Annotated in this window: 20 protein-coding genes and 1 riboswitch; of the genes, 8 read left to right on the forward strand and 12 right to left on the reverse strand. The window is 39.8% G+C overall.

The genetic code is table 11. The annotated features are described in order from the left end of the window. The first annotated feature begins 171 nt into the window (after nucleotides 1-171). Both AC33VI_RS04055 and ilvA read left to right on the forward strand, forming a co-directional pair. On the forward strand, nucleotides 172-1,410 hold the full coding sequence (locus AC33VI_RS04055; protein ID WP_491780990.1) for an endo-1,4-beta-xylanase: 1,239 nt from the start codon (nucleotides 172-174) through the stop codon (nucleotides 1,408-1,410). 92 nt (nucleotides 1,411-1,502) lie between these two features. Continuing rightward, on the forward strand, nucleotides 1,503-3,014 hold the full coding sequence (gene ilvA / locus AC33VI_RS04060; protein WP_491780991.1) for a threonine ammonia-lyase, biosynthetic: 1,512 nt from the start codon (nucleotides 1,503-1,505) through the stop codon (nucleotides 3,012-3,014). 18 nt (nucleotides 3,015-3,032) lie between these two features. Here ilvA and AC33VI_RS04065 read toward each other — a convergent pair whose 3' ends face one another. Together AC33VI_RS04065 and AC33VI_RS04070 are read right to left on the reverse strand one after the other, a co-directional pair. Further along, nucleotides 3,033-3,860 carry an EI24 domain-containing protein gene (locus tag AC33VI_RS04065; protein WP_491780992.1) on the reverse strand — a complete coding sequence of 276 codons (828 nt, stop codon included), beginning with the start codon at nucleotides 3,858-3,860 and terminating at the stop codon, nucleotides 3,033-3,035. A 97-nt stretch (nucleotides 3,861-3,957) separates the two neighbouring features. Continuing rightward, nucleotides 3,958-5,625 (reverse strand): glycosyltransferase family 39 protein, encoded by a 1,668-nt coding sequence (locus AC33VI_RS04070; protein WP_491780993.1) that lies wholly within the window; start codon nucleotides 5,623-5,625, stop codon nucleotides 3,958-3,960. A 42-nt stretch (nucleotides 5,626-5,667) separates the two neighbouring features. Between AC33VI_RS04070 and AC33VI_RS04075 the strand changes: the two genes are divergently transcribed. Next, entirely contained in the window at nucleotides 5,668-7,095 is a 1,428-nt protein-coding gene (locus AC33VI_RS04075; protein WP_491780994.1) for a sodium/glutamate symporter, read from the forward strand. 42 nt (nucleotides 7,096-7,137) lie between these two features. Here AC33VI_RS04075 and glmU read toward each other — a convergent pair whose 3' ends face one another. Next, on the reverse strand, nucleotides 7,138-8,496 hold the full coding sequence (gene glmU, locus AC33VI_RS04080; RefSeq protein ID WP_491780995.1) for a bifunctional UDP-N-acetylglucosamine diphosphorylase/glucosamine-1-phosphate N-acetyltransferase GlmU: 1,359 nt from the start codon (nucleotides 8,494-8,496) through the stop codon (nucleotides 7,138-7,140). Nucleotides 8,497-8,598: 102 nt separating this feature from the next. Between glmU and AC33VI_RS04085 the strand changes: the two genes are divergently transcribed. Continuing rightward, nucleotides 8,599-9,045: an SRPBCC family protein gene (locus AC33VI_RS04085; RefSeq protein ID WP_491780996.1), complete on the forward strand. Its 447-nt coding sequence runs from the start codon at nucleotides 8,599-8,601 to the stop codon at nucleotides 9,043-9,045. 28 nt (nucleotides 9,046-9,073) lie between these two features. Here the strand turns inward: AC33VI_RS04085 and AC33VI_RS04090 are convergent, their stop codons facing one another. The 4 genes from AC33VI_RS04090 to AC33VI_RS04105 form a co-directional block, all read right to left on the reverse strand. Further along, nucleotides 9,074-9,289, reverse strand: a complete 216-nt coding sequence (locus tag AC33VI_RS04090) for a hypothetical protein (RefSeq protein WP_491780997.1) — start codon at nucleotides 9,287-9,289, stop codon at nucleotides 9,074-9,076. A 286-nt stretch (nucleotides 9,290-9,575) separates the two neighbouring features. Next, the gene (locus tag AC33VI_RS04095; RefSeq protein WP_491780998.1) at nucleotides 9,576-10,535 is read right to left on the reverse strand and encodes an NAD(P)/FAD-dependent oxidoreductase; all 960 of its coding nucleotides are present in this window, start codon (nucleotides 10,533-10,535) and stop codon (nucleotides 9,576-9,578) included. A 157-nt stretch (nucleotides 10,536-10,692) separates the two neighbouring features. Next, a complete protein-coding gene (locus tag AC33VI_RS04100) occupies nucleotides 10,693-11,133 on the reverse strand; it encodes a DUF309 domain-containing protein (protein WP_491780999.1) in 441 nt (146 codons plus the stop codon). Between the two features lie 11 nt (nucleotides 11,134-11,144). Next, nucleotides 11,145-11,516 (reverse strand): ferredoxin-thioredoxin reductase catalytic domain-containing protein, encoded by a 372-nt coding sequence (locus AC33VI_RS04105; protein WP_491781000.1) that lies wholly within the window; start codon nucleotides 11,514-11,516, stop codon nucleotides 11,145-11,147. A 407-nt stretch (nucleotides 11,517-11,923) separates the two neighbouring features. On the opposite strand from AC33VI_RS04105, the gene AC33VI_RS04110 reads away from it, so the two are divergent. Beyond that, entirely contained in the window at nucleotides 11,924-14,164 is a 2,241-nt protein-coding gene (locus AC33VI_RS04110) for a response regulator (protein ID WP_491781001.1), read from the forward strand. A 259-nt stretch (nucleotides 14,165-14,423) separates the two neighbouring features. Here AC33VI_RS04110 and rpmB read toward each other — a convergent pair whose 3' ends face one another. From rpmB to AC33VI_RS04135, 5 genes are all read right to left on the reverse strand, one after another. After that, complete coding sequence (rpmB, locus tag AC33VI_RS04115) at nucleotides 14,424-14,660, reverse strand: 50S ribosomal protein L28 (protein WP_491781002.1); 237 nt, start codon at nucleotides 14,658-14,660, stop codon at nucleotides 14,424-14,426. A 69-nt stretch (nucleotides 14,661-14,729) separates the two neighbouring features. Then, on the reverse strand, nucleotides 14,730-15,608 hold the full coding sequence (locus tag AC33VI_RS04120) for an SDR family oxidoreductase (protein WP_491781003.1): 879 nt from the start codon (nucleotides 15,606-15,608) through the stop codon (nucleotides 14,730-14,732). A gap of 328 nt (nucleotides 15,609-15,936) precedes the next feature. After that, nucleotides 15,937-16,113: a DUF4278 domain-containing protein gene (locus AC33VI_RS04125; RefSeq protein WP_491781004.1), complete on the reverse strand. Its 177-nt coding sequence runs from the start codon at nucleotides 16,111-16,113 to the stop codon at nucleotides 15,937-15,939. Nucleotides 16,114-16,148: 35 nt separating this feature from the next. Beyond that, nucleotides 16,149-16,205: riboswitch (Glutamine riboswitch) on the reverse strand. A 64-nt stretch (nucleotides 16,206-16,269) separates the two neighbouring features. After that, nucleotides 16,270-17,130 carry a methyltransferase domain-containing protein gene (locus AC33VI_RS04130; RefSeq protein ID WP_491781005.1) on the reverse strand — a complete coding sequence of 287 codons (861 nt, stop codon included), beginning with the start codon at nucleotides 17,128-17,130 and terminating at the stop codon, nucleotides 16,270-16,272. A gap of 48 nt (nucleotides 17,131-17,178) precedes the next feature. After that, complete coding sequence (locus tag AC33VI_RS04135; RefSeq protein ID WP_491781006.1) at nucleotides 17,179-17,634, reverse strand: methyltransferase family protein; 456 nt, start codon at nucleotides 17,632-17,634, stop codon at nucleotides 17,179-17,181. A 187-nt stretch (nucleotides 17,635-17,821) separates the two neighbouring features. On the opposite strand from AC33VI_RS04135, the gene ispE reads away from it, so the two are divergent. The 3 genes from ispE (at nucleotide 17,822) to AC33VI_RS04150 (ending at nucleotide 21,887) form a co-directional block, all read left to right on the forward strand. After that, nucleotides 17,822-18,772, forward strand: a complete 951-nt coding sequence (ispE, locus tag AC33VI_RS04140; protein ID WP_491781007.1) for a 4-(cytidine 5'-diphospho)-2-C-methyl-D-erythritol kinase — start codon at nucleotides 17,822-17,824, stop codon at nucleotides 18,770-18,772. A 16-nt stretch (nucleotides 18,773-18,788) separates the two neighbouring features. Next, nucleotides 18,789-19,559, forward strand: a complete 771-nt coding sequence (gene larB / locus AC33VI_RS04145; protein WP_491781008.1) for a nickel pincer cofactor biosynthesis protein LarB — start codon at nucleotides 18,789-18,791, stop codon at nucleotides 19,557-19,559. Between the two features lie 153 nt (nucleotides 19,560-19,712). Beyond that, nucleotides 19,713-21,887 (forward strand): ELWxxDGT repeat protein, encoded by a 2,175-nt coding sequence (locus tag AC33VI_RS04150; protein WP_491781009.1) that lies wholly within the window; start codon nucleotides 19,713-19,715, stop codon nucleotides 21,885-21,887. Nucleotides 21,888-22,624: the final 737 nt, after the last annotated feature.

The raw sequence follows: 22,624 nt of genomic DNA on the forward strand, positions 1-22,624 counted from the left end.
ATCTCGCGATGTGGTACTTGGCTGAAATTTGTCTTGTTTTTGATCTCGCTAACATATCCTGAGATGAATATTGCAAGAGGTCTATTATAGATAAATATACAGAGGTAAAAAAATATTTTTTAAAGATAAGATAAGCAATGCAAAATCATTATAAGTCAGGAATTTAGTTCTATGACTAACAATAAGTACAGCAAGGGAAGACGCTCATTTTTATTAGGATTGGGTGGATTTGGCGCGTTGAATTTAGCCCATCAACACCTATATTCAACAACTAGAACCGAAGAAATAAACGAGTATATTAATGAATACAATAAAAAAAATAATAAAAGAAAAGGAAAAACTTTGCGGCAACTAGCAGCAGCAAAAGGAATTAAATATGGTGGATATCCTCAAAGATCTCATCTAGATATTGTTCGAGATCAGAAGTTTGCCAGAATTTTCAGACAAGAATATGAAGTTGTAGTAGGGGGTTTTTTTGGAGTAACAGTCGGGCCATTTGGTAACAATAATTATAATTTTAGTCAAACTGATGCTTTTCTCAAGTTTGCTGGGGATAATAAGCTAGATTTTCGCGGTCATCCTCTAATTTGGAATGAATTTAATTCTGATTGGTTAGTTGATAAGTTTAAATCTAGAGATACTACTAGTAGTGAAATTGATAAAATTTTCACCAATCATATTACTACCATTGCCAAACGTCATGCAGGTCAAGTCACTTCTTGGGATGTAGTTAATGAAGCAATTAGGGTGGAAGATGGACGTAGCGATAACCTAAAAGACACTACTAAAAGTGGAGTTAGAGGGGAAAAATATCCTGCTTGGTTAAATTTTTTGGGGTCCGATTATATCGAGAGAGCTTTTAAAATTGCAGCAGAAGCAGATCCTAATGCTATTCTAACCTACAACGATAACGGACTTACCTACAGTAATCCCTATGGTAATAGCTATGAAGAAAAACGCCGTGCTGCCATCCTAAAATTACTAGAAAGATTGAAGAAAAAAGGAACTCCCGTTCATGCCTTGGGAATTCAAAGCCACCTTGAAGGTCATCGCAATCGAGAATTCGATCCTCAAAAGTTTCGCCAATTTCTTAGGGATGTTGCCAGTATGGGATTAGAAATTATTATTTCGGAATTAGACGTTCGAGACTATCAACTCCCTAAAAATATTGCCAAACGCGATCGCGCTGTAGCAGAAGCCTACTATCAATATCTGTCGGTAGTATTAGACGAACCAGCCGTAAGTACTATTATTAGTTGGGGTTTAACAGATCGCCATACTTGGATTTCTAGTTTTGCTCCCAGAGACGATGGTGCGCCAGTACGCCCTTTGCTGTTGGACAAGCAATACGAACGCAAACCAGCATGGAAAGCAGTTGCCAAAGCATTGAAAGAAGCTCCCAATCGATAGTCAGTAGCTTAATCCGAACTGAGATTATTAAGTTAGGACAGACTAAAGTTATTTGATAAAATTAAGGACTATTATTCAAACCTATCCTGCTGATGAAATCCGACTACTTGGAGAGGATTCTTAATGCTCGTGTCTATGATGTGGCGCAAGAATCTCCCCTCGAATATGCCCCCAATCTTTCTGTTAGACTGCACAACAAACTACTCTTAAAAAGAGAAGATATGCAGTCGGTATTTTCTTTTAAACTCAGGGGTGCTTATAACAAGATGGCACAATTACCCAAGGATATTCTACAAAAGGGGGTCATTGCAGCTTCGGCAGGAAATCACGCTCAAGGAGTAGCATTATCGGCAAAACAATTAGGCACTACAGCGATTATTGTCATGCCCGTCACCACTCCTCAAGTAAAAATCAACGCTGTCAAAGCGCGAGGCGGAAGTGTAGTTTTATATGGCGATACCTACGATGATGCTTGTGCCCATGCAAAGCAGTTATGTAAAGAAAAAGGTTTAACTTTTATTCATCCCTTCGACGATCCCGATGTAATTGCAGGTCAAGGTACGATTGGGATGGAAATTCTCAGACAATACCAACAACCCATCCACGCTATTTTTGTAGCAATTGGGGGAGGGGGTTTAATTGCAGGGATAGCAGCCTATATCAAGAGATTACGTCCAGAAATTAAAATTATTGGGGTCGAACCTGTAGACGCAGATGCCATGTCTCAATCTCTCAAAGCTGGTTATCGGGTATGTCTGCCGAGAGTGGGTTTATTCGCCGATGGGGTAGCTGTGCGGGAAGTTGGGGCAGAAACCTTTCGCTTGTGCCAAGACTATGTAGACGAGATTATTTTGGTCAATACAGATGATACCTGTGCGGCAATTAAAGATGTATTTGAAGATACTCGTTCTATTTTAGAACCCGCAGGGGCATTAGCGATCGCAGGGGCGAAAGCCTATGTAGAAAAAGAAAATATCCAAGACGAAACCCTGGTGGCGATCGCTTGTGGGGCAAATATGAACTTCGATCGCCTGCGTTTTGTTTCTGAGAGGGCAGAATTTGGGGAGAGAAGAGAAGCTATCTTTGCCGTGACTATTCCTGAAGAAAGGGGCAGTTTCCGCAAGTTTTGTGAATGTATTAGCAAACGTAATTTAACCGAGTTTAACTATCGTATCTCTGACGAGGATAAAGCCTATATCTTTGTGGGAGTGCAGATCCAAAATCGTGCTGATGCGGTGGAAATGAAAACTAATTTTGAATCTCAGGGATTTGAAACCATCGATTTGACCGATGACGAACTGGCTAAAATGCACCTGCGTCATATGGTGGGTGGGCGATCGCCTCTAGCCAAAAATGAGTTATTATATCGTTTTGAATTCCCCGAACGTCCAGGGGCGTTAATGAAATTTCTGAGCTGTATGAGTCCTAACTGGAATATTAGTTTATTCCACTATCGTAATAATGGCGCAGACTATGGGCGTATTGCTGTAGGAATGCAAGTCCCTCCCGATGAAATGTCTGAATGGCAGCAATTTCTTAATTCTCTGGGTTATCGTTATTGGGATGAAAGTAATAATCCTTCTTATAAATTGTTCTTAGGTTAAGTAATTAAAGAAAATTAATTAGGATTTTCTAATACTAGGAAGTTTGGCGCGATCGCAAATAAATAGAGTCCCCGAAGCGACGCACAAGGGAATTGTCACTAGGTTGACTAAAGGGATACTAATTAAGCCCAAACAGACCAAACCAAAGCTACCGCTAGCAGGGAAATTGGCAAATACTACTTTTAGTTTTTGACGAAATTTTAATCTTCTTCTTTCTAGACAAGAATCGAGGAAATCTAAAGCAACTATTACAGTAGTTAAAGAGAAAGAACCAATACTAGAAATTAATGTACCAACCCCAGGAAATAAATTAATTGCTAATAAAGGAATCCCGACTAAAGCAATTAAAACTAGTTTTTTCAGTTCGTATAATATAGCTCGACCGAGATCTCTGGCAATATCTAATTCGATTAGTTCTACTTTTCCCGTGCGTAATTTTTCCAATTGTTCTGATAGTTGACCGTACCAAGGCGCACCTAGTAATACTCCAAACTGAGTTAAGACAAATCCCGTCGCAATGAGTAAAATCACAATCAACATAAAACGAACGATCGCGATTAAACCAGAGGCAATGTAAGTCAAAAGGCTCAACCATTGAGGTAGATTGGCAATTAGTTCATTCAACCATAGGGTTAAATCGGCTTCTACCCCATCTACAATTTGCCAGCCAAAATATAGCAACCCACTATAAAGAGCGATTGCCACAACAATATTAACTGCGATGGGAATAGCAATATATTTAATTAATTTGGGATTTTTGATAAAAGTTATTAAGGCTTTGAAGGGATAGGTAGCACCATCTAAAGTACCAAAGCCACCTAAAATTTTTTTGATGGTATTTATCATATTTAGTTTTTAGTTTTTAGTTTTTAGTTTTTAGTTAAAGAGAATTTATTAGTAAAAATAATAGGTTTATTAGTTAATTTTTAGAATTGTTGATTGATTAATTATAACAATGGTATAAACGATTTTTATAACCACTGTCATCTAAGCGATATTGTCGTTTTTCAGTGCAGCTAATACGTGTTAAATAGCTATGGTAAATTTTCAAATTTATATCCCATAAATCGAGGGGTTTCGATTGAGAAGCTAAGATTTCCTGTAAGCGTACTTTACTATTATCGTTACGTTCTAAGAGTAAAAAATTGGGTATTGTCTGCTGAATTGAAGAATTTGTTTTAAAGGCTAAAGCTAAAGCGATCGCTTCTCGTACTTGGGAATGGGTATCGTAGGTAGTGGCAACTATAGTTGTTGGGTGACTGACTTGTTGAATGTGTTGTGCCATGGTGTTAGCACGACGAGATTTTTTAAAACCTAAATCGTTAGTGACAGTCAAAGAACCTAAAAATCCGATAATTAGCATTGCTACTACTATTTTTTTGGTTTCCATTCGTTGCCAAAGCTGGGTTAAGATAGCTGCCAAAATAGCCAAAATAACGGGAAAATAGACAAAGTGATAGCGGGCAGCAAGGGAAACATCTTTGCCATAACCATAAATCAGAAATAAATATAAAGCGATCGCGCCAATAATGTAGCCCGTTAATAGTTTGGCGGTTAAATTATGGGATTTAGCTAATAGCGATCGCCAAGTAATAATAAATTTAGGAATCATCCAAACTATACCCCCCAAGATAATCACCCCAGAGGCAATAGTTACGGCTAAAGACGTACCTTCAACGGGTAATAATGCCACCATTGTAATTAACCAAGCCAGCATACGGGGTAGGGGCAACCAAATTTCGTCGGAACTATAACTGGTTTCGATCCAGTCGGTTAATTCATTGCTAGAAATACCCTTGGCGACGGGCAACCAAACCAAACAACCAGCTAAAGTACCCAAGCCCACGATAATTAAGGGCAGGTAATAGTTAAAACTAAGTCTATTTTGGCGCTCGCTTTGTTGCCAAAACCAAAAGCCCACTACAATTGTCCCTTCTAAGGCTAAAGCCAAACAAAAGAAATAGTGAGTCGCCATTCCCAAACTGTTAATTGCAATCCAAATAATAATTAACCACCAAGGAATTTTCTGACCACTGTTCAAGCAAGCGATCGCTACCACCAAACAACTCAAAGAAGCAATTATCCACAAGATCGATAGGGTGTAATGGCGGGCTTCTTGGGCGAGGTAAATACCATAGGGGGAAACTGCCATTAAAATAGCAGCAAAATGGGCGGTTAGAGCATTGCGCCAAGCAAGCCAACTAAAACCAAACATAGCGGGAATTGCCAACCCTCCCAAAATAGCACTTAAAGAACGTCCCACTTGCAAAGATACTAATTCTCCATCGCTCACCAGGATTTTTGTCCACCAATGGGTCAAGCAAAAATATAGGGGTGGATGGGTGCTTTCGGCGAACAAACGATTTATGGTATCGGCGGTATCGATCGCATTATCGACTCTGAGAGGAGACAGCAAAGTATCGGCAGAAATTAATTGATTGAGAGGAATTTGGCTAAAACCATGACCCAAACTAAAACCCAAAGTCGCAATTTCGATAGATGAAGCGGGTTTATCTGCTAAGTTAGTAAACCGAAGTATTAAACCGACAATCAACCAACCTAATAGTAATAAGAAATCTCGCCTGTGGAGGCTTTTTTTTGCTCTAACCAATTGCACTCTTAATTAAATTAATAAATTTCAGTCAAAAACTAAATGTTCGATTTACCCAATGTGATGTTCGCTTTGATTGTTTTAGCGATCTTGTTGCTACTGTCTATTTATATCAAACAAAAAATCAAATTATTTCAGCAACTATATTTACCAGAATCTATTATTGCAGGTGCGATCGCCCTATTATTAGGAACAGAAGTATTAGGGGCGATCGCAGGACAACTCAATCCCGATAGTAATCTAGTGAATGGTATCTTCCCCAAGATTATGCAGCAAATTTGGTCGCAATGTCCTGAAGTATTTATTAACATTGTTTTTGCTGCCCTCTTTTTAGGGGAAAATATTCCCCAACCCCGAGATATTTGGCAAAAAACTTCTCCCCAGGTGGCATTCGGTCAAAGTTTAGCTTGGGGACAATATGTTTTTGGCATTCTCATTGTTAGTTTTGTTTTAGTGCCTCTATTTTCCATCGATCCTCTAGCTGCAACTCTGATTGAAATTGGCTTTGAAGGAGGGCATGGCACGGCAGCAGGAATGGCTAATACCCTAACTAAACTAGGCTTTCCCGAAGGAGGTAACTTAGCTTTAGGTTTGGCAACAGTTGGTATTTTATCGGGCATTATTAGTGGTACTTGGTTGATTCAATGGGGTCAGAAAAAAGGTTATCTGGAAGTAACAAAAAACTCCGCCGTCTCCAAAGAAATTACAACTGAGAAAAAAGAAGCTAGAGAGAAAATTGAATTCCCCAATATTGGTATCGACCAACTTACGGTTAACTTTGGCTTTACCGCCCTGGCGATCGCTTTTGGTTGGCTAATCCTTAAGGGCTTATTTTGGCTAGAAACAGTTTCTTGGGGTAAAAACGGTTTAGAGCTAATCGAAGCCGTACCTTTATTTCCTATGGCGTTAATCGGCGGTATTATCGTTCAAATAGCTGCTCAAAAATTAGGCATAGACAGTTTAATCGATCGCCAAATCCAAGAATCAATTTCAGCCATGGCGATCGATCTAGTCATCGTTACGGCGATCGCGGGTATCGATCTAACTATACTGGGAAATAACCTGGAAGTATTTCTTATCCTTTCTTTAATCGGAATTATCTGGAATATATTTGCCTTCACCATCATTGCCCCGCGCGTCATCCCCGAATATTGGTTTACCAGAGGCTTGGGGGATATGGGACAGTCAATGGGAGTTACCGCTACGGGAATCTTATTAATTCGCATGGTAGATCCCGACAACCAAACCGCAGCTATGACTAGTTTTGCCTACAAACAACTTTTCTTTGAGCCGATTGTTGGGGGTGGCTTATTTACTGCGGCTGCACCAGTGTTAATCGTTCAATTTGGCTCGTTGCCTATCTTGTTATTAACTTCTGCTTTATTAATTTTTTGGTTGGTATTCGGCGTAATTAATCGTACCAAGATTTTGAACGAGCAATCAGCCCGCACTCCACCATCTTCGCGTTAGCCAGTGGTGGTTAGGGCGACGGTACAAAGCGAAGCCTAATCGTTATATCCTTCCCTCATTCTGATGCCAATTAGAAATTTCTTTCTGACGCGATCGCGCGATAACCAAAGCATTATCGTTAACATCTTTAGTGACCGTAGAACCCGCAGCAACGGTAACGTTTTCGCCCAAAGTTACTGGGGCGACTAAAACGCTATTAGAACCTGTTTTTGTACCTTTTTTAATGGTTGTCTGGTGTTTGTGCTTGCCATCGTAGTTAGCAGTAATAGTTCCCGCGCCTATATTGACATCTCGTTCTAGAGTGGCATTGCCAATATAAGATAAATGAGCCACTTTTGTATTGTCACCTAAAGAACTCTTCTTAATCTCGACAAAATTACCCACGCGACAGCTTTCACCAATGGTGACATCCCCTCTCAGATGGGCAAAAGGGCCAACGGTAGTATTATTAGCTATTGCCGAACCTAATACTACCGAATATAACACCGTAACATGATTGCCGATAGTACTATCTTCAATCATACTGCCAGGGCCAATACGACTACCCGCAGCAATTTTAGTCTTGCCCCTCAGATGGGTTTGAGGTTCTATAATTACATCGGCTTCTAACTCTACTGTCTCATCTATAGTAATGCTATCGGGATTAATCATCGTCACTCCCGCTTTCATCCAACTATCTTTAATTCTGGATTGGAGGATATCGTATGCTGCGGATAACTGTTGGCGATCGTTAATACCGTTAATTTCCCGATAGTCTTCTGCATCATAAGCCATAACGCGATCGAGATAATTTACCACTTCTGTCAGATAGTATTCCTTCTGATCGTTATTAGTAGATAATTGAGGAAGTGCTGTGGCTAATTTCTCCCAGTTAAAACAATAGATGCCTGCATTAACGCGATGATTTTGCTTTTGAGTCTCGTCACAGTCGCGCTCTTCTATAATATGGCTGACTAAATTATTTTCATTACAAAATACTCGTCCATAGCCATAAGGATTGGGAAGATTGGCTGTTAATAGAGTTGCGGCATTTTGGTTGGTTTGATGGATTTCTACCAGCTTTTGTAGAGTTTCGGGACGCAATAAGGGAGCATCTCCGTTCAAAACTAATAAATCCCCTGAATAGTTTTGCAGACTAGACATTAGTTGCTGTACTGCGTGACCAGTGCCTAACTGTTCTTTTTGTTCGACAAATTCTACTCCTTGACGATGATTGAGGGCTTGTTGAACTTTTTCTCCTTGATAGCCGATAATGACAATTTGCTTGTCTAAATCTAATAAACTGCAACTATCAAGTACCCGTTCTACCAGCGATCGCCCTGCAACTAAATGCAAAACTTTGGGTAAATCGGACTTCATACGAGTGCCACGCCCTGCTGCCAAAATTGCTACCGCTACCATGCTTCTTTAGGTTATTTATTAGTTGTCAATCCGATTGGAGTATAGCTTTTCCAGGTCGCTATATGCAAAATTTAGATAAAGTTATTTTAGAATAGAATTTTCATGCTTAATTTTCAATATTCCAGCCTGATTGATGCACCTGTAGAAAAAGTTTGGCAATTTCACGAACGACCCGATATTCTCGATTTACTAACTCCTCCTTGGCAGCCAGTTAAAATAATTCGTCGCGAAGGAGGTCTGGGTGTTGGGGCAATTAGTGAGTTTCGGCTATCATTAGCGGGAATTCCCGTTCCTTGGATTGCAACCCATGTTGAATGCGAAACCAATCATCTTTTTGTAGACGAGCAAACAGAAGGGCCAATGAAATCTTGGACGCACCGCCATGAATTCACAGCAGAAAATGGGAAAACCAGACTTACTGATGCGATCGCCTATGAAATTCCTGGGGGATGGTTGGCTGAATTTGTTTTGGGCTGGTGGGTAGATGCTAGGTTAACCGATATGTTTCGCTATCGCCATCAAGTTACCCAGAAGTATTGCCAACAATAAAATTCATCTTCAGAAATTATGAGGATAATTATTGTTTAATTCTTCGATCCACCCAACGTTTAGCATTTTTAATAGCTAACTTACTAGTAAAAGCAAAAGGTACGGCTACCGCACTTCCTTGACTGTAGTCTGCCCAAGCTGTGTAAAAATCTTCTCCTTGCGATCGATCGCGAGCAATTTGGATTTTAAAATCGCGATAAACGAAAGCTAATACAACATTAGGATAATCAGGGTCACTTATCATTAGGATACTGAGATAACAAACTACTTATGATTCAACTATATTCTATTATCTCCACAGTTTCTGTATCTTAGCTATGCTATTACTACACTACTAGAATTAATTAATCAAAAAAATAACCTCTTCCTAGAAAGAAGAGGATTTTAAAGTCGAACTAACTAATTATCTATGAATAAAAAATAAAGCTATATTGCTTAGGGTAGTTAATTAGAAAGATAAAGAGGTAAAACCTCATCTTCGACCTCTCCACAACTTGGCTTCTTTTTAATTTTGGTTTTACCAACAGTCTCTAAGAATGATCCCAGTCGGGCTTAATTGATTTGCGGTGGTTGAGGTAGCGATCGATTGCCATTGCAGCAATACAACCGTCTCCTGCCGCTACAACCGCTTGTTTGTAAGGAGTGTTACGAATATCGCCTATTGCCCAAACTCCAGGAACATTAGTAGACATATCTTCATCTACTTTCACCCCACCATCTGGATTATATTCCACTTGGTCGCCAACATAATCCGTGATTGGTTTCGAGCCATTTTGATAAATAAAGACACCTTCCACATCTAAAGGCTGAGGATCTTTAACATCTTTAACTTTTAACTTTACCCCTGTAACTCCAGCATCGTCACCTTCTACCGACGCCAAACGAGTGCGTCGCCAATGTTTGACATTAGACATAGCCAACAAATCTTGAGCGTGATAGTCTTCTTCCTTAGGATCTTTAAAAGTAATCCAATGAACTTTGGAAGCAAACTTAGTCAAAAATTGTGCCTCTTCTACTGCTTCTTGATTCAAGCCTACTACTGCCACTTCGCGATCGCGATAAAATGCACCGTCACAAGTAGCGCAATAACTTACTCCCCGACCCAGAAATTCAGATTCTCCTTTAAAAGAAGATCCGCTACGTCCCATCGCACCAGTAGCTAAAACCAATGACTTGCCAACAAAAGTTCCTTCAGGAGTATAAACCTTTTTTTGCTCGCCACTAACATCAACTCCAAACACTTGAGCCCGTTGATAAACAGTGCCATATTCTACAGCTTGCTCCCTCATGCTTTCGAGTAGAGCCTCTCCACTCATTTCCCCAGAAACTCCAGGGTAGTTAGCAATTTTATGGGTAATAGCCAATGCACCCACCGCCGGATTTTTGTCCAAGATAACGGTTTTGAGATTGGCTCTTGATGTATAGAGCGCACAAGTACAGCCTGCTGGCCCGCCTCCAATAATAACAACATCAAATTCTTGTGTATCCAAAATGCCAATCTCCAGTTGATGGTAAAAATATTTACTTATATATCAGGATACATCTGCCGTGGGTCTGGTTACAAATTTTCTCCCTATAATTACTTATTTTTGTAAATTATTACTTATCCGAATTGAGCGTATAATCGAGATTTCAAAGATTTTAGGTTTAACTCATTTCAATCCGAGGAATTTGACAGCGAGCGAGCAATTCTTGGAGGAAATTGTCCGTTAAATTTGCAGTTTCTAGTCCCTGCTGCTTTTGTTGTAATAGTTGAAAAAACTCTTGTGCTTGCTCGGATTGTAGTTGTTGTAGGGCTTGCAATAAATTGCTAGTTTGCTCTAATAACAACTCTACATTTACTCCTTCATAGTCTGGCTGATAGTCGCACAATCGTCTGACTGCTTCTCCGAGGAGAATAATCGCACCGCGAAGATTATCATTACTCAAATGGTAGCAACCAACAGCCACCTGTAAAATTCCCTGATAGAATCTTTTATCTGTCTCTTCCGCTTCTACCCAAATGGCTTCTAGAGTATCGTGACAGGCATAAAATTCCTGTTGATTAAATTCAGTTATTCCTTGGGTAAATTCTGTTGGTGCTACCATAATTTTGGCTTTTACTCCATTGCAGCGCAGAGTTGTTTAATTTCTTCTGTAGTAATTGTTTGACTGTCTCCAGCTAGGGCATTATCGGGAGCTAAGAACAACATACAATGACATTTTTTTTCTTCTCGCATAGGTACGCAAGGACAATTCCAATAAGTTTTTTTGACTTCTGCTGCTTTATCTTCGTAATGACGGCAAGGACACAAAGGAGATCCCAATTCTTGTTTATGTTGAGCCAATCCTTTAATTACCGCTGCGGTTACCCCTCGGTTGCTGCAAAAATAAGTATTGGTAAGGCTGGCATATTTTTCCGCAAATTTTCTGATCAATTCTAGATGTCGATCTTGACTTTGACTTGTAGCAGTGGGTTTATAGCTAGTCATAGGTGTTTTAGATTGAAGGTTCGTCTCGATATCGAGTCCTAATAAATTATCGAATACTTAGGATTACTATAGTATCGATAAAACCCTGAAGATGTTTAGAAAAAATTATTACTTGAGAATTGAGGAATTTTCATATGTCGGAAATGTAAAATGTTAGTTATAAAGGACTTGTTAAGTTAAATATTTGAATTATTTTGATGTATTTAATTCAGAAACCAGGGCAACTTTCATGAAAAAAGTAAGACACTTTACTTTTTTTAATAAAAATTAGCACTAAGTACCAATACTTAAAATGGAGAACGAAGTGCTTACAAACAGTTTGTATGACCTAAATAACCTTACTTGTATTGTTTCTTTCAGAAGCTAGCTCGCGACAGAATATTTAATAAGTTACTAAATTAGTTTTCATGATGAATTCATCTAGCAATGGCAATAACGATCGCTTCAAAAACAGTGAAAACCCTAACCCGAATGAAAATACGATTCGAGTTTTAATTGTTGACGATCAGAAAATGATTAGGGAAGGATTAAAAGCCCTAATCAAAACCGAAGAGGATATTGAAATCATAGGCGTTGCCGAAAATGGCGAACACGCAGTCAAACAAGTAGAATCCCTCAATCCAGAAGTAGTTCTAATGGACATGGAAATGCCTGGTATGAATGGGATGGAAGCTACAAAACTTATTTGTCAGCGTTTTCCCGATGTCAAAATATTGGTTTTGAGTACTTTCGATACTCAAGAATATGTCTCGCGATCGCTCAGTGCTGGCGCTATGGGCTATTTGCTTAAAGGTACTCCTGCCAAAGAATTAACCGATGCAATTAGATCGGTACATCGAGGTTACGCTCAAATTGGCCCAGGAATTTATCGCAATTTAGCATTACCTCAACTGGAAGAAGCAGAAAAACTTCCTGCTATGTCTTCAATGGGTACTTTAACTACCACCAAAGAAAAAGTCACTCCCGAACGTTCCTATCCGAAAGGAGAATTGGTTACCACTGGTGCGGATGCTCTAGTGAACCGCAATCCTGCTGCTGCTAAAACTCGCAAATTCGAGCAAACGGTAATTTTACGTCGTTCTCCTAAGTGGTCGCGCTATACAATTTGGGGCATTATGGGAGTAAGTGCTTTTGTGATGATTTGGTCTTATTTTGCCAAAATCGAGCAGGTAGTTCCCGCTCAAGGACAAATTCAACCATTGGGTAAAGTACAAGAAATTCAAGTGCCAACCAATGGAGTAGTCCAAGAAGTTAAGGTCGAGGAAGGACAACGAGTAGAAGAAGGCGATGTCTTGGTGCTATTGGATGCGACTACTTCTCAAGCACAAGTAGATTCTTTAAATCAAGTCCGTAAATCTTTGGTTCAAGAAAATAAATTCTATCGAGCTCTATTGGCTGGAGATATTGATTCGAGAAATATAGATGGCGCGATCGCATCTTTAGAAATTCCGAGAGAAATTGCCTTTCTAACTCGCAATCGGACGGAATTAAAAGAAGAAAACGATCTATTTCAGAATCTTTTGGGTAATTCTAGTAAAACCATGAATGCTGCCCAACAGGCAAGATTGGAAATTTCTCAGGCGGATTTAAGAGAAAGGACTGCGGCAGCGAGGTTAGAAGTAGAACAGCTTGAAAAACAATTAGAACAAAATAAAATTCAACTAGAAGACACTAGAGCGCAATTAGCAACGGGAGAGCAAAACCTTAAGGAAATTAAAGAACGTAACGACGAAGCCATAGCTCAAGCCAGAGAAAGTCTGGCAATTGAAGAAGAAACTCTCAAGGCAATTTTGCCCGTATTTCAAGAAGGGGGACTTTCTAAAATTCAAGTCGATCAACAACAACAACGGGTTAACGATCGCCGAGCAGCAATAAATGATTCTCTCAAGGAGGGCAACCTAGAGCGCGATCGCCAACAACAGCAAAACACCACTCTGCAAGCAGAAATTCAACGGTTGTTACAAGAAGAGCAAAGACTAACTCTCGATATTTCCCAGGCTAGAGAACAATTAAATAACACCACAACTCTATCTAGAAAAGATTTACTCGACCAAACCGCTGCTAACCGCAAACGCATCTCGGAAATTGACAGTCAACTCAATAAAACTATTGTTGAAAACGACAAGCGCATAGCGGAAATTGGCAGCCAAATTGCTAATGCTAGTGAAGATCTTAGATACAGAACCATTAAAGCCCCTGTCACGGGAGAAGTTTTCGATCTACGAGCTTATCCTGGTTACGTTCCTCCTGCGGGTCAAAATGCCCCTCCTGTGTTAAAAATTGTTCCTACGGAAAACTTGATAGCGGAGATTTATATCAAACCAGAAGATATTGGTTTTGTGCAAAAAGGCATGGATACGGACGTACGTATTAGCACCTTTAACTACAGTGACTATGGAGATATTGATGGGAAGGTCAAGTTTATCAGTACTAGTGCTTTAGAACCAGAAAAACCTTATGACTTTTTCCGCTATGTAGCTAAAGTAGATTTGGACAGAAACTATTTGATGATTAATGGAGAGAAAAAATTTATCCAGCCAGGAATGCAAGTCCAAGCTAATGTCAGAATTAATAAGGATAGAACTGTGTTCCAATTGTTCACCAGTAAATATAAAGGTGGAATTGATAAATTCCAAGAAGTTGAATAAAAGTATAGGGGCGGTTCGCGAACCGCCCGTACGGGCAGTTAGACGAGCGACCCCGCGGAGGTTTCCTCCGCATGGGAACCCGCGAGGGGGGCAGTTAGGGCAGCTACCATTCCCTAATCCCTAATCCCCGTTCTTGAATACCCCTTCTTGGGAAACGGCAATTAATTTAGAAAGAACAAAAATAAAATTGCAGCCATCAAAGCTGAGGACTGCGAAAATTTTAATATAAAGCTGTTTTGTACCAATTAAAAAATTATATTTAGTATTTATTAAGATTAATACCAGCTTCTTTAGCCATTGCACCGATACCTTTTTTCTCCAAGGTTTTAATGGCTTTAGTAGATAAACGCAATCTCACCCAGCGATTACCTTCTGCCCACCAAACTCTTTTCCACTGTAAATTAACCCCTTGCAATTTTTTAGTGCGACGGTGAGAGTGAGAAACTGCCATTGCGTTATTCGCCTTTTTGCCTGTTACTTGGCATTTACGAGCCATAATTATCCTCCGATTATATTCCACGATCTATAATTATAACTAAGTTTAGTCCGAGACTAGATTTTTATTTTAATTTTGTCCTACATAACGATGAATAAAGCTTTCTAAGGACTCCATTTTGATATTAAAAGTAGATTCGAGACGAGCGATTTCATCTTGAGTGCAAAAGAATTCGTGAGCTAATAAAGTTCTCAAAGTGCCCAAAGATTTGTTTAATTGGGAATTAAAAATACCTACTCCCAATCTCAAACCATCCAACAACTGTAGGGGTGGATTGATAATAATTGGTTCGCGATCGAATAAGCGAGAGAAAATTTGGGGGATATCTTCTCGTCTCAGGATATCGGGACCTCCAACCGCAAAAATTTGATTTTTGGCTGCTTCTACTTCGCAAGAGGCGATCGCAATTTTTGCCAGGTCGTCAGTACTAACAATGGAAGAACGGTTTTTTTGTTCGCCAATGGAAAAATAGATTCCTGTATCTCGAAATCTTTCTGCCAAGGGAATTAAATTATTAGCAAAACCCGAAGGACGCAAAATGGTATAACTTAAACCGCTATTAATTAAATATTTTTCTACTTCTCGTTTGGCTTTAAAAGTTGGAGAATCTTCGTAACCGCGATCTGCACCCAAAACAGAGATAAAGACAAAATGCTCCACCTGATTGGCGAGCGCATTATCGATGAGGTCGATATTAGCTCGGTAGTCTAAAGCCAGGGTATCGTCACCCGTTCCGTGACTGCTGATAATATATTTAACATTACGACAGGCTTTGATAATATCTCTTTCTTGTTTTAAATCGCCAATCAAAATATCCGCACCGCGATCTGACAATTCGCCATATCGGGAAGACAAACGCACAAAAGCTCTGACAGATTTATCGTTATTTCTTAGCTGTCTGACAATTCTTCTACCTAAAGATCCCGTAGCACCAGTTACTAAATACATTACAGCACCAATCTATTGAGTTGAATTTAGATACAGCAATTTGATTGCTCTTAGGGTATTTTGGAGATCGGCGACTAGTTGCTAAAACGAGATCGCCAAATCAATATTGCATATATCAAATACCCGAAAAACTCAAATTCATTGCTTTTTATATCTTAATTCTTTTACTCAAAATAGTACTCCTATGAAACACCTTAATTATTTAGAGTGGTGGAATAGAGATTAATTTAGACCATTCTTGTGGAAACCTGAGATCGAAATCAAAAAAAGCCAGTATTATCTACTGACTTTCTTAAGGATCTCTCAATATTACGAGAATTATCTAGATTTATCGAACGGCTCTGCCACGATAAACTAAATTAGCTTTGCGCTCGATCGCAGGTGTAGCTTTGAGGTTGTGTACGCGCCAACTGCATCCTCTAAATTTACCTCCTACTTGACCTTCTCCTACAGCAATTTCTGCTGGGTTGCGATCGTAACTAATACCGCGATAATTAAGTTTCATAGTCTCGCCTCTCAAAATTGATGATGGGTTTATGAGGCGCGTTCCTTCGGGGTATCCCTACTTCCGTTCTTCCTTACAGAAGAATGAACGAATTTTTTCTGTATATATTGTGACTATTTTTGAGAAAAAAATCAAGATCTTAAATAAAAAGCTTATTTAAGTATGCTTAATTGCAGTAATCAGACCAAAACGGATCAAACCGCGCTCGTAACCGCGACTCATTAAGTTTAGAGAAAGCGCGCCCTGGATAGTTTGCCATCCTGCCTTTGCCAAACCCACAATTGCTTGAGGAGTAATAGCAGAATCGATGACCACATTCCAAAAAGGAGCGACAGCCATCGACCAATCATCGGCTTTTAAATCTTTAAAACCGCATTCGATCGCAATCTCTCTATATTCTGATAAAGAGATTACGTAGGGCAAACAGTAAACTCGATATATCTCTTTGAGATGGGCTAATTCTCCAGGGGTTAATTTTCCCGCCAAGGAATCAGTTTCTCGATGACACCAAGTAGCAAAAATCATTTTGCCACCTGGCTGCAACACCCGATAGCATTCGGCGAGAAATTTAGCTTTATCAGGCATATGTTCCCCACTTTCTAAAGACCAAACTAGATCGAAAGTATTATCGGCAAACGGCATGGCTAAAGCATTGGCGACTTCAAAGTTCACTCGGTCTAAATTAGCTTCTCTGGCTCTTTCTTTAGCTCTAGAGGCTTGTACGGGGGAGAGGGTGATGCCCGTTGCCTGACAATCAAATTTTTGAGCTAGATGCAAAGTACTGCCACCTATACCACAACCAACATCAATAATATTTTGAGGTGGATTAGAGCGATCGCAATTACCCCAAGCTAATAATTCTTCAATTAAGTCAATCTGAGCTTGACGGCGATCGAGTTTGTAGTTTCCATTTTTGCCATAGTAACCATGGTGCATATGTTCGCCCCAAATATCTTCCCATAGCTTACTGGAAGCATCGTAGAATTCGCGAATATCTCGCTCTAGATTATCGGTCATATTGTTAGTTGTTAGTTGTTAGTTGTTAGTTGTTAGTTAACCAAATAATTAAATCCAGCGTCTTACGCTATCGGTATACTTGCTAAATTCGTCTCCAAACTTTTTTTCTAAAACTCTTTCTTCAGGTAAAATTTGAAATCGAGTAATATATATTAGGAATAGAGGTAAACCAATAAAAGCCAGAAAATTAGAAACTTGAAATGCCCAAGCTGCTAGCAGCAGAAACAGCCCCACATACATGGGATTTCGAGTAAATTGATAAATACCACCTTTGACAAGCTGTGAAGTTTTAGTAGGTTCGTGAGGATTTATCGTTGTCTGGGCTTTTTTGAATTCAATAATTCCGAAGGTAGCAAACACAATACCACCAAGAGCTAAAACTATAGAAATCCAGGACGATTGAGGAAAAACAAAGTTAAATCTTGGCAGATATTTTTCCATCAGCCACATAGCTACACCAAAAGCTGCTATTTGAATTGGAGGAGGAATTATTAAATCTAGCATGGAGTAAGGCTTTTTTATTCTCGATTTAACTTATTTAGAGATACTATACAAAACCAGAAAAAACTATTCAACCGAGATCCTATTCGCGTATATTAATTGAGTTAGCCAGATTGTTTGGGACAATTTGCGTGGGGATCTATCAACAAGATCGAGATAGCAATTATTAATTAACCAAGTACCATAATTCATGCACTCCTATTCATTACTCGCACCAGCAAAAATTAATCTTCTGTTAGAAATAATTGGCGATCGCCCTGATGGATTTCACGAGTTGGTCATGATTCTGCAAAGTGTCGAATTAGCCGACAAAATAGAGATCCAGTCTAGCGATACTCCAGATATTTATCTTTATTGCGATCGCCCTGATGTTCCTAATGACGAGACTAATTTAGCTTATCGGGCAGCAAAATTGATGTGCGATACTTTCCCCGATGCTTATGCCAACTATGGCGGTGTAGTAATTAGAATCGAGAAAAACATTCCCGTTGCTGCGGGGTTGGCTGGGGGTTCGGGTAATGCTGCTGCCGTATTGGTGGGAATTAACTTAATTTGGAAACTGGGCTTAACTCAACCAGAATTACAAGATCTAGCAGCAAACTTGGGGTCTGATATACCTTTCTGCATATCTGGAGGAACGGCGATCGCCACGGGAAGGGGAGAAAAACTAGATAGCTTGCAGAGTTTGACCAATATTTGGGTAGTTTTGGCAAAATACGACAATATTAGCGTCTCTACTCCTTGGGCTTATCAAACCTATCGCCAGCAATATAGCGATTCCTATATATCTGATGTAGCTGGAGTCAAATCTCGCACCAAACAAGTACATTCTAGTCCTTTAGTCAATGCGATCGCCCACAAAAATGGGGCGGAAATTGGCAAGCAAATATATAACGATTTAGAAAAAGTGGTCTTGCCCGAACATCCCCAGGTGGCAGCCTTAAAAACCGCCTTTGGCGCAGGAGATGTTTTGGGTGCAATGATGTCGGGATCGGGTCCTACAGTCTTTGCCCTCTGCGAATCTAAAGCTAAAGCGATCGCTCTTCAAGAAAAAGTCAAACAACAAATCCCCGATCCTCATCTTAATTTTTGGGTGACTAAATTAGGTAGCCAGGGAATACAGGTAATAAGTAGCAAGTAACAAGTAATAGGTAAACATGACGGAGAAATTAAAGAAACTATTACGGGCGATCGCAGATCGAGAGATTAGTCCTGAAATGGCTTTTGACCAGCTTAAGAATCTACCCTTTGAAAATCTAGAAGAATTTGCCAAAATAGACCGCCATCGCCAAATTAGGACTGGTTTTCCCGAAGTAATTTGGGGTGCGGATAAAACTCCCGAACAAATAATTAAAATTATCAATTTAATGCGTCAGGATGACACGGTAGTCATGGCAACGCGCATTGAAGCCGAGGTCTTCGAGGGATTAAAAAAAGCTATCCCCGACCTAATTTACTATCCCCTCGCCCGTATCTGTGCCTTATCTGCCCCCATCAATCCCCATCAATTAGGTAAGATTTCCATCGTCACCGCTGGCACTGCCGATATTCCCGTAGCCGAAGAAGCTGCTGTCACTGCCGAACTTTGTGGTTTTCGAGTCATTCGTCTTTGGGATGTGGGAGTAGCGGGAATTCATCGCTTATTAAGCAACCGCGATCTAATCTATAATGCTGATGTCTTAATTGTCGTAGCAGGAATGGAAGGAGCATTACCCAGCGTCGTGGCAGGAATGGCAGATTGCCCTGTCATTGCCGTACCCACCAGTATCGGCTATGGTGCTAGTTTCCAAGGTCTTGCTCCCTTACTCACTATGCTTAATTCTTGTGCTGCTGGGATTGGCGTAGTTAATATCGATAACGGTTTTGGCGCAGCTATTCTCGCAGGTCAAATATTACGCACGGGTAAAAAGATATCCGACCGTAATTAAATTATTCCCTATTAATGAAAGTAATACTCTGAGAATGTTGGTTGAAATCTTAAATTGAGCGATTTTATTGAAACATTAATCATATCTTAAATCTTCAAATCAAATTCAACTATAAGATGAATTTTAGAGATCCCACGTAGAAAAATAAGAATTATGGATAATAGCCTAGGTCAAGGAGTATTAGTCAAAGATATTAACCCTGGTGATGGAGACTCTAATCTTGGGAATATCGTCGAATTTAATAATCGCTTATATTTTAGTGCTAACGACGGTGAAAACGGTAACGAACTGTGGGCAACTAATGGCACAACCGACGGTACTAATTTAGTAGCCAATATTAATCCTGGTGGCTCAAGTTCTTATGTTGACTATCTCACTCAATTTAATAGCAAACTATATTTTAGTGCCAATGATGGTGAAACTGGCGAGGAACTTTGGGTGAGCGATGGTACGAGTGAAGGTACACAACTGCTTGCCGATATAGCTCCTGGTTTAGATAATTATGGTGGTATTGACAATTCCGATCCTAGAGACCTAATTGAGCTAAATGGCAAACTATATTTTACTGCCAGAGATAATGAAAATGGTAGAGAATTATGGGTCAGCGATGGTACGACCAACGGTACGCAACTGCTTGCCGATATAGCTTCTGGTAGCGAAGGTTCTTATGCACAAGATTTTATTGAGTTTGATGGCAAACTATACTTTACTGCCGATGACGGTGAAACTGGTAGGGAACTTTGGGTAACTAATGGTACGGCAGAGGGTACGCAATTAGTTGTAGATATTTATCCTGGTGGCGAAGATTTTGGTTACGGTTACTTCGCCAACGATTCTAATCCTGAAAACTTTACCGAGTTGAATGGCAAATTATACTTTACTGCTAATGATGGTGAAAATGGCAGAGAACTGTGGGTCACTAATGGTACAGCGGAAGGTACGCAATTAGTTGCCGATATTAATCCTGGTGGGCTGGGTTCTTATGCCAGAGAATTTACTGAGTTAAATGGCAAACTATATTTTAATGCTGATAACGGTGCAATTGGCGAGGAATTATGGGTAAGCGATGGTACGACAGGGGGTACGCAATTAGTTGCCGATATCAACAATTCTGGTAGGGAAAGCTCCTTTGTTGACAATATTGCTGTACTGAACGGCAAACTATATTTTCGAGCCGATGATGGTGAAAATGGCAGAGAGTTATGGGTAAGTGATGGTACGGCAGGAGGCACGCAATTAGTTGCCGATATAGCTCCTGGTAGCGATGACTCTGGTTTCGCCAATAGTTCCGATCCCAGAGACTTGACCGAGTTTGATGGCAAACTATATTTTAATGCCAATAGCGGTGAAATTGGCGAGGAATTGTGGGTAACGGATGGTACAACAAGTGGTACGCAACTGGTTGCCAATATTAACCCCGACCGCAGTAACTATAGTTTTCTCAATGGTTCTGACCCCAGCAACTTTACTGAATTTGATGGCACGCTATATTTCACTGCCGACGATGGCGAGCTTGGTAGAGAGCTATACAAACTAACTTTTGATGGTTCGGTCGGATCTAATACTATTAATGGGACAAATGGGGCGGATAACCTAATAGGAACGGATGCACCAGATATTATCAATGGTTTGGGTAGTGGAGATACAATTGATGGCGCAAATGGCAACGATACTGTAAACGGCGGTGAAGGTCAAGACTCCATAATTGGAGGTGCTGGAGATGACAGTTTATCTGGAGAAGTCAACCAAGACACATTAGATGGCGGTGACGGACAAGATACTCTCCTCGGTGGTGGCGCAAACGATAGTTTACTAGGAGGGAATGGAGACGATAGTTTATCTGGAGAAGCAGCCAACGATACAATTGATGGTGGCGATGGACAAGATACTCTCTTTGGCGGTAACGGTCAAGACGAACTGTTTGGAGGTGCTGGAGATGACAGTTTATCTGGAGAAGTCAACCAAGACACATTAGATGGTGGCGACGGACAAGATACTCTCCTTGGTGGTGGCGGTAACGACTATCTAGTTGGCGGTAGTGGAGATGACAGTTTATTTGGAGAAACTGCTAGCGATACATTAGATGGGGGTAGTGGCAACGATATCTTAACTGGCGGAGATGGTAGCGATATCTTTGTTCTCACTCCTGGCGAGGGCACGGATACTATTAGTGACTTTAACCCAGGACAAGATAGTTTGAGTTTGGCAGATGGTTTGGTCTTTGAAGATCTTAGCTTCAACAACAATTCAATTTTGCTAGAAAACGAAACCTTAGCAACCCTCGAAGGCATCGATACCACACAACTTCAATCCGATAACTTTGTTTAGGTTGTAAAGTTTTGCATTCGATTTATGAGGAAAACGATACCAAAAGTATCGCTCTTTGTATTTCTAAGGAGATGGGACTAGAGCAATAGAAGGTTCTTGTATGAAATACTTAAATATTTGCTACGAATAAAATCGTTTTTGTTAGTAGTTAGTAGTTAGTTGTTTCCTCACAACTTAAGCTCCCTACTTACTCCTCTTCTTATATGTAGCGTTCTTTTTTAGATTTCATATTAGCCCTCTTTTGTCACTCTCCGAAAACTTTTGTTATTTTCAAATTCTATAATCCTTGTATACTATGGGATTTATCTATTATTTCTGATTATAAATTCTATTAGAGCGATCAAATGACAAAAATGTAACTACAAAAGGCTCAAAGAATTGAGATACTTGCTTTCCAAAATCTTTTATTAATAGTAAAACTCGGAAAGTGACAAAAGAGGGATTAGATTGCGATCTAACCTAGTTAATCATTGGTCAATTGAGACAAAGGTTTATGGTTAAAATGATAATTACGATCGCTTGTGGTTAGTAATTTCTTTAGTGCAGTTGAGGAAAGCTTTTATTAATGGTTGTCCTGCATTTAATAGACCTCTTGCATGAATAGAAAGAAAATGAGAAAAGTAGGATAATGACGCGAGCGCGAAAAAAATATGACCTACGAACAAGTCAAAAATTTACAAGAGAGTGAATTTAAACGTTTATGTGGAGTCAAACCAAAACTGTTTGAAGAAATGATG

The sequence above is a fragment of the Waterburya sp. genome, assembly GCF_058530065.1.

What these genes read in the sequence shown, in the direction of transcription:
- AC33VI_RS04055 (WP_491780990.1), top strand. Translation starts at nt 172, where the DNA reads ATGACTAACAATAAGTACAGCAAGGGAAGACGCTCATTTTTATTAGGA.
- AC33VI_RS04065 (WP_491780992.1), bottom strand. Translation starts at nt 3,860, where the DNA reads ATGATAAATACCATCAAAAAAATTTTAGGTGGCTTTGGTACTTTAGAT.
- larB (WP_491781008.1), top strand. Translation starts at nt 18,789, where the DNA reads ATGACGGAGAAATTAAAGAAACTATTACGGGCGATCGCAGATCGAGAG.
- ilvA (WP_491780991.1), top strand. Translation starts at nt 1,503, where the DNA reads ATGAAATCCGACTACTTGGAGAGGATTCTTAATGCTCGTGTCTATGAT.
- AC33VI_RS04100 (WP_491780999.1), bottom strand. Translation starts at nt 11,133, where the DNA reads ATGGTAGCACCAACAGAATTTACCCAAGGAATAACTGAATTTAATCAA.
- AC33VI_RS04075 (WP_491780994.1), top strand. Translation starts at nt 5,668, where the DNA reads ATGTTCGATTTACCCAATGTGATGTTCGCTTTGATTGTTTTAGCGATC.
- AC33VI_RS04130 (WP_491781005.1), bottom strand. Translation starts at nt 17,130, where the DNA reads ATGACCGATAATCTAGAGCGAGATATTCGCGAATTCTACGATGCTTCC.
- AC33VI_RS04105 (WP_491781000.1), bottom strand. Translation starts at nt 11,516, where the DNA reads ATGACTAGCTATAAACCCACTGCTACAAGTCAAAGTCAAGATCGACAT.
- AC33VI_RS04150 (WP_491781009.1), top strand. Translation starts at nt 19,713, where the DNA reads ATGGATAATAGCCTAGGTCAAGGAGTATTAGTCAAAGATATTAACCCT.
- AC33VI_RS04110 (WP_491781001.1), top strand. Translation starts at nt 11,924, where the DNA reads ATGATGAATTCATCTAGCAATGGCAATAACGATCGCTTCAAAAACAGT.
- ispE (WP_491781007.1), top strand. Translation starts at nt 17,822, where the DNA reads ATGCACTCCTATTCATTACTCGCACCAGCAAAAATTAATCTTCTGTTA.
- AC33VI_RS04090 (WP_491780997.1), bottom strand. Translation starts at nt 9,289, where the DNA reads ATGATAAGTGACCCTGATTATCCTAATGTTGTATTAGCTTTCGTTTAT.
- AC33VI_RS04135 (WP_491781006.1), bottom strand. Translation starts at nt 17,634, where the DNA reads ATGCTAGATTTAATAATTCCTCCTCCAATTCAAATAGCAGCTTTTGGT.
- AC33VI_RS04125 (WP_491781004.1), bottom strand. Translation starts at nt 16,113, where the DNA reads ATGAAACTTAATTATCGCGGTATTAGTTACGATCGCAACCCAGCAGAA.
- AC33VI_RS04120 (WP_491781003.1), bottom strand. Translation starts at nt 15,608, where the DNA reads ATGTATTTAGTAACTGGTGCTACGGGATCTTTAGGTAGAAGAATTGTC.
- rpmB (WP_491781002.1), bottom strand. Translation starts at nt 14,660, where the DNA reads ATGGCTCGTAAATGCCAAGTAACAGGCAAAAAGGCGAATAACGCAATG.
- glmU (WP_491780995.1), bottom strand. Translation starts at nt 8,496, where the DNA reads ATGGTAGCGGTAGCAATTTTGGCAGCAGGGCGTGGCACTCGTATGAAG.
- AC33VI_RS04085 (WP_491780996.1), top strand. Translation starts at nt 8,599, where the DNA reads ATGCTTAATTTTCAATATTCCAGCCTGATTGATGCACCTGTAGAAAAA.